General features: G+C 60.9%; 12 protein-coding genes. 3 read left to right on the top strand and 9 right to left on the bottom strand.

What is annotated here, in order from left to right:
* Positions 1 to 139 precede the first annotated feature (139 nt).
* A complete protein-coding gene (locus HMPREF2822_RS06535; RefSeq protein ID WP_070522597.1) occupies positions 140 to 802 on the bottom strand; it encodes an SOS response-associated peptidase in 663 nt (220 codons plus the stop codon).
* On the opposite strand from HMPREF2822_RS06535, the gene aroA reads away from it, so the two are divergent.
* Both aroA and rsgA read left to right on the top strand, forming a co-directional pair.
* Positions 801 to 2,105 (top strand): 3-phosphoshikimate 1-carboxyvinyltransferase, encoded by a 1,305-nt coding sequence (gene aroA, locus HMPREF2822_RS06530; protein WP_070522594.1) that lies wholly within the window; start codon positions 801 to 803, stop codon positions 2,103 to 2,105. The two genes, HMPREF2822_RS06535 and aroA, sit on opposite strands and share 2 nt — an antisense overlap.
* A complete protein-coding gene (gene rsgA / locus HMPREF2822_RS06525; RefSeq protein ID WP_070522591.1) occupies positions 2,098 to 3,120 on the top strand; it encodes a ribosome small subunit-dependent GTPase A in 1,023 nt (340 codons plus the stop codon). The genes aroA and rsgA overlap by 8 nt, the downstream gene beginning before the upstream one ends.
* Positions 3,121 to 3,189: 69 nt before the next feature.
* Here rsgA and HMPREF2822_RS06520 read toward each other — a convergent pair whose 3' ends face one another.
* The 4 genes from HMPREF2822_RS06520 to HMPREF2822_RS06505 all read right to left on the bottom strand — a co-directional run bounded on the left by HMPREF2822_RS06520 (position 3,190) and on the right by HMPREF2822_RS06505 (position 5,205).
* Positions 3,190 to 3,795: a hypothetical protein gene (locus tag HMPREF2822_RS06520; protein ID WP_070522588.1), complete on the bottom strand. Its 606-nt coding sequence runs from the start codon at positions 3,793 to 3,795 to the stop codon at positions 3,190 to 3,192.
* Between the two features lie 53 nt (positions 3,796 to 3,848).
* Positions 3,849 to 4,190, bottom strand: coding sequence for a hypothetical protein (locus tag HMPREF2822_RS06515; protein WP_070522585.1), 342 nt, complete (start codon positions 4,188 to 4,190; stop codon positions 3,849 to 3,851).
* A gap of 85 nt (positions 4,191 to 4,275) precedes the next feature.
* Positions 4,276 to 4,782, bottom strand: a complete 507-nt coding sequence (locus HMPREF2822_RS06510) for a DUF6912 family protein (protein ID WP_185963354.1) — start codon at positions 4,780 to 4,782, stop codon at positions 4,276 to 4,278.
* Positions 4,783 to 4,794: 12 nt separating this feature from the next.
* Positions 4,795 to 5,205, bottom strand: coding sequence for an HAD-IA family hydrolase (locus HMPREF2822_RS06505; protein WP_070522579.1), 411 nt, complete (start codon positions 5,203 to 5,205; stop codon positions 4,795 to 4,797).
* 123 nt (positions 5,206 to 5,328) lie between these two features.
* On the opposite strand from HMPREF2822_RS06505, the gene HMPREF2822_RS06500 reads away from it, so the two are divergent.
* Positions 5,329 to 5,850, top strand: a complete 522-nt coding sequence (locus HMPREF2822_RS06500; RefSeq protein WP_227486282.1) for a hypothetical protein — start codon at positions 5,329 to 5,331, stop codon at positions 5,848 to 5,850.
* On the opposite strand, the gene HMPREF2822_RS06495 is transcribed toward HMPREF2822_RS06500, so the two are convergent.
* The 4 genes from HMPREF2822_RS06495 to HMPREF2822_RS06480 form a co-directional block, all read right to left on the bottom strand.
* Positions 5,847 to 6,173 (bottom strand): hypothetical protein, encoded by a 327-nt coding sequence (locus HMPREF2822_RS06495; protein ID WP_232755616.1) that lies wholly within the window; start codon positions 6,171 to 6,173, stop codon positions 5,847 to 5,849. The two genes, HMPREF2822_RS06500 and HMPREF2822_RS06495, sit on opposite strands and share 4 nt — an antisense overlap.
* A 179-nt stretch (positions 6,174 to 6,352) precedes the next feature.
* Positions 6,353 to 8,905, bottom strand: a complete 2,553-nt coding sequence (secA, locus tag HMPREF2822_RS06490; RefSeq protein WP_070522573.1) for a preprotein translocase subunit SecA — start codon at positions 8,903 to 8,905, stop codon at positions 6,353 to 6,355.
* Positions 8,906 to 9,180: 275 nt separating this feature from the next.
* Positions 9,181 to 9,825 (bottom strand): ribosome hibernation-promoting factor, HPF/YfiA family, encoded by a 645-nt coding sequence (hpf, locus tag HMPREF2822_RS06485; RefSeq protein ID WP_070522571.1) that lies wholly within the window; start codon positions 9,823 to 9,825, stop codon positions 9,181 to 9,183.
* Positions 9,826 to 9,996: 171 nt separating this feature from the next.
* Positions 9,997 to 10,677: a ComF family protein gene (locus tag HMPREF2822_RS06480; RefSeq protein WP_070522568.1), complete on the bottom strand. Its 681-nt coding sequence runs from the start codon at positions 10,675 to 10,677 to the stop codon at positions 9,997 to 9,999.
* Positions 10,678 to 10,683: the final 6 nt, after the last annotated feature.

Raw genomic sequence — 10,683 nt, 5'->3', positions numbered from 1 at the left:
CCCGACGTGTCTACTTTCCGGGGGTCAGGCCCTTCTGTCCATACCAGTATCCAACCACATGTCTGGCAAATTCCACCGGCGTTAGCCGGTCGCCTTACGCCACTATGGACATAACACTCACACGCTAAAACAGGGTGAGCTAGAACAGGGTGGTCGACGGTGTTTCGTCGATAAGCTCTGCGTAGTCGTTGCGCACATTACCCACCGCCGAGTCCGCGGGGCGTGCCTGAAAGCCCCGTACGGTGCTCGGCTCCAGAAGCGCCTCCCCCGCCAGCCAGGGCGCGATTTCCTCCGTGGTCAAAAACTTGGGCAGCCGGTGGTGCAGCCATGCCATCTCCTCCGTGGCGTCCGTGGTCACCATCGTGGCCGACAGTCTATCCATCCCCGTGGCCCATAGCCCCGCCGCCCACAACAGGCCATCAGGGCCGGTGACGTAATAAGGCTGCTTCTTGGATTTCTTATCCTCCCCGGCCTTCCACTCGTAATAGCCGTCCAGAGGGATGACGCAGCGCTGTGCCTTGAAGGCATCGCGGAAGGAGGGTTTCTTCGCCACGGTCTCCGCGCGTCCGTTGAATAGCGGCGGGCCGTCCGGATCTTTCTTCCAGTGCGGAATAAGCCCCCAGCGTGCGGGCTCCACGCGAGCGGTATGCTCCTCGGTTCGGACGATGGCGATGGGCTGGGTTGGGGCGATGTTATACCGCGCCGGTGGCAAGCCTTCCGGCGCGTGGACCTCCGTGATGGACTCCCACGCGCCTACTTCCTCCAGTAGGGACTCGGTGAACAGAACAAATCTTCCGCACATGCCCTTTATTATGGACTACATGTCTGATTTCTGGAGCGCACCCCAACCGTCTGGGCCATTGTCCTGGGCGCAAAACCTCCCCGGGTCAAAATCGATGACCAACCGCGCCCTCATCCTTGCTGCGCTGGCTGACTCCCCGTCTATCGTCTATCACCCGCTGGTCTCCCGCGATACCAACCTGATGAAGGAGGCCTTGCAGGCCATGGGCGTGGGTATCTCCGAACAAGGCTCGCATCTTCATGTGACTCCCGGAAAGCTGCATGGAGCGAAGGTAGATTGCGGCCTAGCCGGCACAATTATGCGCTTTTTACCACCGGTGGCAGCGCTAGCGGATGGCCCCGTTGTCATCGACGGTGACCCTTATGCCCGCAATCGCCCCATGTCCACGATGACCGCGGCTCTGCGTGAGCTGGGCGTGGACATTGTGGGCGACAGCCTGCCGCTGACCATCACCCCCCACGGCGTTCCGGAGGGCGGCGAGGTCACCATCGATGCGTCCGCCTCCTCCCAGTTCGTCTCCGGTCTGCTCCTAGCCGGCGCACACTACCGCAATGGACTGATCGTGCGCCACGAAGGCGGCACAGTGCCCTCCCAGCCACACATCCTGATGACCGTCGGTATGCTGCGCGAAGCCGGTGTCCACGTCGAGGTGGGCGAGGACACCTGGGACGTGCGCCATGGTGAGATTGAAGGCCGCGAGTGGCGCATTGAACCGGATCTTTCCAACGCCACTCCGTTCCTTGCCGCTGCCGCCGTCTCTGGCGGCAGCGTGAGCATTCCGAACTGGCCGGAGGAAACCCACCAGCCGGGTGATGCCTTCCGAGGCATCCTGGAGCAGATGGGCGCGAAGGTCGAGTATGTCCCCCAGGCTCCCGGCGAAGAGTCTTACCTAAAGGTGACCGGCCCGCAGGAAGGCTTGCGCAGCCTGCGCGGCATCGATCTCGACATGGGCGATATCGGTGAGCTCACCCCCACTGTGGCTGCGCTCTGCGCGCTAGCTTCCACCCCGTCGACGCTGACTGGCATCGCACACCTGCGTGGCCACGAGACGGACCGCCTGGCGGCTCTCGCTGCGGAGATCAACGCCCTTGGTGGCAACGTCACCGAACTTGACGACGGCCTCCGCATCACCCCTGCCCCACTCCACGGCGGGGTATGGCATTCCTATGCGGATCACCGCATGGCGACAGCCGGAGCCATTATCGGGTTGGCCGTTGACGGCGTCCAGGTCGAGGATATTGACACCACGTCCAAGACTCTGCCTGGCTTTGCTGATATGTGGGAGGCCATGATCCGTGGCTAGGCGCGCAAGTAGCTACGACGAATCCGACGTCCGCATCCGGCCCGGAAAGGGGTCGCGACCGCGCACGAAGGACCGCCCGAAGCACAAGGATGCCAAGTTTGGCATGGTCATCACCAAAGACCGCGGGCGCTGGGGTGTCGCGCTTGATAACGACGGCCCCGTGGTTACCGCTATGCGCGCCCGCGAAATGGGCCGCACTCCGGTCGAGGTTGGTGATCGGGTCGGCGTCGTAGGCGATACCTCGGGTAAGAAAGACACCCTCGCACGCATCGTGAAGCTCGAGGAGCGCCGCTCCGTCCTCCGGCGCACCGCAGATGACACCGACCCTTATGAGCGCATCGTGGTAGCAAACGCCGACCGCCTACTCATCGTGAGCGCCGTGGCCGATCCGCCGCCGCGCTCCGGGTTCGTGGAGCGTGCTTTGATCGCTGCCTTTGCCGGAAATATCCAGCCGGTGCTGTGTCTGACGAAGACAGACCTCACTGATCCCACCCCGTTTGCACAGGAGTTTGCGGATCTGGATGTCACCGTGGTGGAGGCTGGCGTCGACGACGGGCTAGAGCAAGTCTGTGCGGCAATCGACGGCCACGTCACCGCCCTCATCGGCCACTCGGGCGTGGGAAAGTCCACCCTGGTGAACCGGCTTGTTCCGGATGCCAACCGGGAGACCGGCGAGGTTTCCGCCGTGGGCAAGGGCCGGCACACGTCGACGCAGTCGGTAGCGTTGCGTTTGCCCGCTGAAGGAAGCACACCACACGGCGGCTGGATCATTGACACCCCCGGCATCCGCTCCTTCGGCTTAGCCCACATTGACGCGGAAAACGTTATTGAGGTCTTCGACGATCTTGCCGAAGCCATCGAGGACTGCCCGCGTGGCTGCACGCATGCCGGGCCACCCGCGGACCCCGAATGCGGGCTCGACCTACGCATCGAAGAGGGCACGGCTTCTGCGCGCCGTCGCGATGCAGTGCGCACCCTGCTGGCGTCCCTGCGCACCAATGTTGACTGGGCTTAAGGCCTATAGGGCCTTAAGCCCGAAGCTTCCTATAGGAAGGGGCTTGCGCGTTCTTAAGGCACCTAGGCTTTAGATCGGGAGCATTGCCGTCAGCTGCGGTGGCAGGACGGTCTTCAGGTAGGGGCCTGCCGCGCGAAGAGCCATGAGGATCACGGCCAAGCCACCGGAAACCCCGAGAATGACAGCGCCGCCCGTGTCAATGTTGGAAGAGGTGTTGCCACCGCCTTCCTGTTCCTTATTGAGCTCTTCTTTCTTCGCACAGGCCTTGAGAGCTTTAACGTAGTCGGGCGCAATTTTGCGGAAGGCCTCCACCACCGCAATGTTGTTCTTGGCGCGCTTGGCGGATTCCTCACCATCGAGTTCAGCGTCTACCTCATAGCCAGCTAGGGCACGGTAGAGCTCTTCCGACTGATTCTCCACGTCACGTGCACGCTTTTCGGCGTCCTTGGGCAGAATCTTCAGGCCATCCTTCAGCAGGCTGCTATCGACATCGTTGTCCTTCGATTCCGCATTCTTAAGATCACTCGCCTCCTCCTCGCTCAAGGTAATGGTGCACTTCTCATCCTTGATGGAAGTGGTTACGGCTCCGGCCGTGGGGGCAACGACACCGCTGGCTAGGACAGCAACAGACACGGTAGAGGCGGCAACTACCCGGCGAAGACGAGAGGAAGACATGCTGAGGGGACCTTTCGATCAGGCTGACTATTACCCCTGCAGGCTATCAGCATTTAGCCCAGCTTGGGCAGGTAATCACCGAACTCCTTGTACGCGGCTAGGCCGATGCTCACGATGCCGAAAAGGATCGCGATGATCACGCCTGCCGGCCCCTGCGAGGAACCCTCAAGAATTCGCAACCACGGAGTCTTAGGCATCACGGCCATGTCGGGGTCCGGATTGCTGGGATTCGGTTCGTTGTGAACCGTTCCCTGAGCAGAGCTCCCCTGCGCGGTCTGAGTAGTCTGCGCTGTCGGCGCTACTGCTTCCTCAGCTCCGGCAGCTGGCACTGAGACGAGAGATGCGGTGCTCAGGGCCGGAGCGGTGACAAGGCTAGCAAAGCGAGTTGCCTTCATGATGGTGCTCCTTTTCTGGCGACGACAATAAAGGCTCAGATTAGCACCATGCATGAACCCACGGCGATGAAAGCCCAGAAAATACTTAGAGAAGCTCCACGAGGATAGGCAATTCGGTCGGGTCATAGAAGGCCATGAAATTATCCAGGGCATCACCGACGGCGAGCTCAGCATCTTCGTCACCAAGGTCGGCGTTATCGATGGCGTCGATAGCCTTGGCAGTAGCGGCTTCGGACTCTTCGATGTCCACGTGGATGGCCTGAAGATTGTCCTTCGTGATGGTCGCGGGCTCCAGCGCCACGACCGGTTCCCCCATGTCCGGCTTCGGGGTCACCACGGACTCGTCCACGTCGACGGAAATGACGACTCGGCGGTGCGGAAACTTCTCCTCATCACCGATAGCCAAGAGCCTCAGCGAAGCCATAGATGCTTCGAGGAACGCGGAGTATTCGATCTCTTCCTCGTCACCCTCGGTGTAGAACTCGCGCAGCGCGGGGGTTAGCGCAAAACCCCAACCGCTGCGGGCAGCAAGCTGGCCGGTTTCCTCGAGCTCAGCCAGCATAGAAAAGGTTGCCGGCAGGAAGACGCGCACATCCTTCGACACTTAGAACTCACCTTCAATGTCGAAGACTGCCTGAACCTCTACGCTCGTGCGGTCGAAGACGGTGTAGAGCATGCCGACCATGCCGTTTTCCACCGCCGCACGCACGTTAACGATGGAGTCATCCACCATGACGCAGTCATTAATCGGCAGATCAATGGCATCCGCTGCGGCTTGGAAAGCAGCGCGCTCCGGCTTCTCAGCGCCGACCTCACCAGAAAGCACAACGGCATCAACGATGCCGCGGTATTCCCACTCACGAATGTGCTCAGCGCCCGGGCCGCCCGGATCGTTGGAAAGGATTGCGGTGGCAACTCCGTTTGATTTCGCGGCGGCGAACAGATCCCGCCAGCGCTTGACGTCTTCTTCGGTGCCGTCAAGAACGCCTACAAAATCGACGATGAGTCCACGCATATTATCTACCCTTCGCATTGAACTGTGTTTATCGTCCGAAAGTATAGCGAACATACCGCCTGCCCGCTCTCACCGGCTTATGCACTGCAGTGCTCTAGCCGCATATAGGCCTACCGTGGCACAATGAACGTGCGTCCACCTTCCTTCACCGCGCCCGCCCCGAACCTAGCCTTCGTGCACTCCTCCGCCCCGCTTATCGCGGAAGAGGACGCGATCCCCATGTACACCCCCATCCCTGGCATGAGCCATTTGCAGCTGTATGTCGCCCCACAGCGTATCCGCTACGAGCGTCAACCTACTGCGGGTGACCTCGCTACGCGGAAAGAGATCCACGGGCTTGTAGTCATAGTTCTAGAAGTTGCCGCCGCGCTGCGGCCTTTAAGCCACCTCAACAACCCACGTTTTGCACCGGAAATTGCAAACCATGTCCGCGCTTGGCGGAAGGCCCAGGCGTCCTCGGAGTGGCGCGGAGGGATGGCGCTGCGTAGCTTGCATGCGCGCTCGAATGGCGAGTTCTTCGGCTCAGTGCTGATGGGATCGACGCGACGCGCCTTTACCGGCGCCGCCGTTGGACGGCACCTGAGTTCCTTCCGGTTGCTTTCAGTCGGCATGCATCCCCACGGCAACGGGGAGCCGGAAGTTTAGAAAAGCGACCCCAGCTTGATCAAGATTGGCGTCCAGTCGATGCCCGCGAATGCAGCGGAAGCACTCACCAAAGCCAAACTGATACCGCCGAACATCGTGGCCCCCACTACCGGTGATTTCTTGGTGGTTTCTTCCACACTTTCCGGCGTGGCCACTGCGCCACACTCGGTGGGGACAATGTCCTGGGAGCTGAGTACCGTGTCCTTGGCGGATACATCTCCCTGCGAGCTCAAGACGGAAGAGAGCTGGCACTGTTCTTCGGGAGCAAGCTCCACAGCAGATGCAGCCGCGCCGCCACCCAGCAGGGTGGCAGATGCGAACACGGATAGACCTACTCGCACAGACAAGCGGCGCATACTCACTCAACCTCCGAAGAATAATAATTACTAATTTGCCAGTATATACCTAAGTGCCTCCAATAAAAAAGACGCCGCGGGGAGCACTTCCCACACGGCGCCTCGCTGCACCTCAGCGCTCAATAACGCTGTGGTGTTGGCATTTACTAGGCTTCCGCCTCGTCCGCGGCGTTCGCCTCTTCCTGAGCCTTGAACTGTTTACGCAACATAAACAACTGGCGCACAGTTTCTTCCTTCACAGCTTCGTTCATGGCGTTGAACATGTCGCCGCCCTCCTTCTGGTATTCCACCAGAGGATCACGTTGTGCCATTGCACGCAGTCCAATGCCCTCCTTGAGGTAGTCCATCTCATAGAGGTGCTCACGCCACTTCTGATCAATGATCGGCAAGATGATCATGCGTTCTGCATTGCGCATCTGGCTCTCGCCGCCGATGGCGCTGACGGACTCTTCAAGTTTGTCGTACTCGGAGTTGGCATCAGCCACCAGTGCATCGCGCAGCTGCTCGGCGGAGATTTCGCCGGCGGAGCCGTACTCGGTACCGTCGACAAGCTCCTCATGCGTCTTGGTCGGCCCATACAGGGACTCCAAGGCATTCCACAGCTCGTCGAGGTTCCAGTCCTCCACATAGCCGGTGGCCGTAGCACCCGCCACGTAGGCAGACACGGTGTCGTCGATCATCTCGCGGATGTTGTCCTTGATGTCGCTGGCCTCAAGGATGTCGTGGCGGGTAGCGTAAACCACCTTGCGCTGTTCGTTCAGCACCTCGTCGTACTTGAGCACGTTCTTACGCATCTCAAAGTTCTGGTTCTCAACCTGCGCCTGTGCGCCCTTAATAGAGTTGGACACCATCTTGGCCTCAATTGGCACGTCATCCGGCACGTTGAGGCGGTTCATCATGTTCTCCATGGACTGGCCCACGAAGCGCACCATGAGCTCATCACGCATGGACAGGTAGAAGCGGGTCTCGCCCGGGTCACCCTGGCGTCCGGTACGGCCGCGCAGCTGGTTATCAATACGACGCGACTCGTGGCGCTCGGTACCCAGCACGTACAGGCCGCCGGCCTCGCGGACCTGGTCACCCAGCTTCTTGGAGTGTTCCTTTTCGCGATCGATTTCGGCGTCCCAGGCCTCTTGGTACTTCTCTTCATCTTCGAAGGGATCGAGGCCGCGATCGCGCAGCTTTTCATCCAGGATGACCTCGGGGTTACCGCCGAGCACGATATCGGTACCACGGCCGGCCATGTTGGTGGCTACGGTAACGGTGCCGGGGCGGCCGGCACGGGCGACAATCTGGCCCTCTTCCTCGTGGTGCTTGGCGTTAAGCACCGAGTGCTTGATTCCGCGCTTGCTCAGCAACTGGGAGAGGTATTCGGAGCGCTCCACAGAGGTTGTACCCACCAGCACCGGCTGACCTGCGGCGACGTGTTCCTCAATGTCATCAACCACCGCGGCGAACTTCGCCTCTTGGGTCTTGTAGATACGGTCGGAGTGGTCGATACGTTGGTTCGGCTTGTTGGTCGGAATCGGCACCACATCGAGACCATAGATGGAGTGCAGCTCGGCTGCCTCGGTCTCTGCGGTACCGGTCATGCCGGAAATCTTCTCGTACAGGCGGAAGTAGTTCTGGAGCGTAACGGTGGCCAGAGTCTGGTTCTCGTTCTTAATCTCCACATCTTCCTTAGCCTCAATGGCCTGGTGCATGCCCTCGTTATAGCGACGGCCAGCAAGCACGCGGCCGGTGAAGCTATCCACGATGAGAACCTCGCCGTTGCGGACGATGTAGTCCTTATCGCGGGTGAAAAGCTCCTTGGCCTTCAGGGCGTTGTTGAGGTAGGACACCAGCTGGGAATGCTCTGGGGCGTAGAGGTTCTCAATGCCCAGCTGATCCTCAACGAATTCCACGCCTTCCTCCAGCACACCGATGGTGCGCTTCTTGTGGTCCACCTCGTAGTGGATACCTTCGCGCATCTTCGGCGCCAGCTGGGAGAAGACGCCGTAGAACTGGGAGGAGCCGTCAACCGGACCGGAAATAATGAGCGGGGTACGGGCCTCATCGATAAGGATGGAGTCAACCTCATCCACGATGCAGTAATTGTGGCCGCGCTGGACCGTGTCATTCAGCGAGCGGACCATGTTGTCGCGGAGGTAGTCAAAGCCCAGCTCGTTGTTGGTGCCGTACGTAATATCGCACGCATATGCTTCCTTGCGATCCGCAGGGCGCATCTCAGAAAGGATGACGCCCACGGTAAGGCCCAGCCAGCGATGGACACGGCCCATCATCTCGGCGTCACGCTTGGCCAGGTAATCGTTGACCGTCACGATGTGCACGCCCTTGCCCTCCAGCGCGTTGAGGTAGGCCGGCAGCAAGGAGGTCAGGGTCTTGCCCTCACCGGTGCGCATCTCGGCGACGTTGCCGAAGTGCAGGGCTGCACCGCCCATGATCTGCACCTTGTAGTGCTTCTGGTCGAGCACGCGCCAGGCTGCCTCACGCACGGTGGCAAATGCTTCGAGAAGAATGTCATTCATCTTCTCGCCGTCCGCCAGACGCTTCTTAAACTCGTCAGTCTTAGCCTTTAGCTCATCATCCGACAGCGCCGCGAATTTATCTTCTAGGGCAATAACATCATCTGCAATTTTAGCCAGGCGCTTGACGGTGCGTCCCTCACCGGCACGGAGCAGCTTGGAAAGTCCAAACACGTCTAGATAATCCTTCTTGTCGCGACAAATAAGTTAACTCGTCGCCATTGTACTCACTAGCTTTTCTGTAATGATTCGCCACCCAACCCAAAGGGCGAATCCGGCCACTGCCCGGCACCCCTCTTGCGGCCGCCTCCTCCCCACGCAAAGCTCAGCAGACAGGGATTAATAGATGTTAATAGAGGCATAAGAAGGCTCCCTGCCCCGCTGCGCGCGTGCGCTGCGGGGCAGGGAGCCTGTGGGTTAGGGCGCTAAGGCCCTTGGAGGCTTAGGCCTTAAGCATCAGCATCCGTCAGGGAGATGAGACCGTAGTCGAATGCGTGGCGGCGGTAGACCACGGAAGGCTTGTTGTTCTCTTCGTTGATGAAGAGGTAGAAGTCGTGGCCAACCAGCTCCATCTCACTGAGTGCATCATCAACAGACATCGGGGTGGCTGGGTGCTCCTTGAAGCGCACAACCTGGCCCGGGCGAACATCCTCGACGGTCTCTGCGTAGGGGTCGATGTAGCGCTCTTCCTTGGCCGGCTTGGCTGCTTCAGCCTCTGCGACCAGCTCAGCGGCAATCTCACCAGTACCCTTCTGAGCGCGGTGGCCGGACTTCACGTTCTCGCGACGTACCTTGACCTTGCGCAGGGAGCGCTCCATCTTGCCCAGGGCGGTTTCGAGCGCCGCGTAGAAGGAATCTTCCTTGGCCTCGGCGCGTGCGATGTGGCCCTTACCGGTGGCGGTGATCTGCAGGCGCTCAGCCTCGGACTCGCGGCGCGGGTTCGGCTCGTGCTGCAGCTCCACGTGGAAGAACGTCAGGGTCGGATCAAGACGCTCGATCTTGGCCAGCTTTTCAGTGACGCGGTCCTGAAAGTGCTCCGGAACCTCCACGTTGCGGCCGGTGATGGTGACCTGAGCGTTGGTCTGCTGGGACATTAAATGCCTCCCTATTCTCGTGGGGACTGAATGACTGCACATTCTGCGGACGCTCACAGCCCTGTGATGAGGGGCTTGATGCCCGCTTCCCTGTGACACCCCTCATGCTACCACTGGTCATAACCAACCCGGTCAGTGGCCCCCTCTGCGCATGCTTGGCGACGCCCCTCCCTACGCATCTGCCAGCACAATCGCACCGGCCACGTCACCCCCGATGGCCCACACGCGAGCGGCGCTGGCGCGAAGAGTTGCGCCGGTCGTGATGACGTCGTCGACAAGCAGCACACTGCGTCCCACCAGTTCGCGGGCACAGGGCCGCAAGAGCACTGCCCTGCGCATATTGTCGGCGCGTTCCGCCGCGCCGAGCTGCGACTGGTCCGCACTACCTTCGGCTGTGCTCAAGGCATTGACCACGTCCCAGCCCGGAAGCCGGGCGGACGCCGCCTGGCACAGCGCAGCGACGGGATCACCACCGCGCTGGCGGGCCGACGACGCGCGTGTGGGTGCCGGCACGAGCAGCGCGGTCTCCGGAATATCGCCGCGTGCGCGCAGGTACTCGATGCCGGCAGCCAACACCGCACCGAGGTGAGCTCGCACCGCCTGGTGCCCGCGTTCTTTCATAGCGATGATGACCCCACGGCGAGTATCGGAATAGGGGCCAAGGGCCCAGGCCGGGAAACCTAGGGGTTGCGGGCGTTCCACGCGGCGTGGCACCTGTCGAAGGTGTTCCTGGCAGGCCGTGCACAGCACCCCGCCTGCGGTGGTCTCACCGCCACACCCCGCGCACGGGCGCGGCAGGAACAGTTCCAGAAGTGCGGCGGCGGCCTCCCCTATCCCCCGGTTTTTCGGCATGCGCCC

It is taken from the genome of Corynebacterium sp. HMSC062E11, from assembly GCF_001811845.1.
Classification (GTDB): domain Bacteria; phylum Actinomycetota; class Actinomycetes; order Mycobacteriales; family Mycobacteriaceae; genus Corynebacterium; species Corynebacterium hesseae.
The sequence above is the reverse complement of the archived record's forward strand: the minus strand, read 5'-3'. Positions and strand labels throughout refer to the sequence as shown.

Excerpts from the sequence above, each read along its gene's own strand:
- aroA (WP_070522594.1), top strand. The coding sequence starts at position 801 with ATGCCCTTTATTATGGACTACATGTCTGATTTCTGGAGCGCACCCCAA.
- HMPREF2822_RS06535 (WP_070522597.1), bottom strand. The coding sequence starts at position 802 with ATGTGCGGAAGATTTGTTCTGTTCACCGAGTCCCTACTGGAGGAAGTA.
- HMPREF2822_RS06520 (WP_070522588.1), bottom strand. The coding sequence starts at position 3,795 with ATGTCTTCCTCTCGTCTTCGCCGGGTAGTTGCCGCCTCTACCGTGTCT.
- HMPREF2822_RS06515 (WP_070522585.1), bottom strand. The coding sequence starts at position 4,190 with ATGAAGGCAACTCGCTTTGCTAGCCTTGTCACCGCTCCGGCCCTGAGC.
- HMPREF2822_RS06505 (WP_070522579.1), bottom strand. The coding sequence starts at position 5,205 with ATGCGTGGACTCATCGTCGATTTTGTAGGCGTTCTTGACGGCACCGAA.
- HMPREF2822_RS06500 (WP_227486282.1), top strand. The coding sequence starts at position 5,329 with ATGAACGTGCGTCCACCTTCCTTCACCGCGCCCGCCCCGAACCTAGCC.
- hpf (WP_070522571.1), bottom strand. The coding sequence starts at position 9,825 with ATGTCCCAGCAGACCAACGCTCAGGTCACCATCACCGGCCGCAACGTG.
- HMPREF2822_RS06480 (WP_070522568.1), bottom strand. The coding sequence starts at position 10,677 with ATGCCGAAAAACCGGGGGATAGGGGAGGCCGCCGCCGCACTTCTGGAA.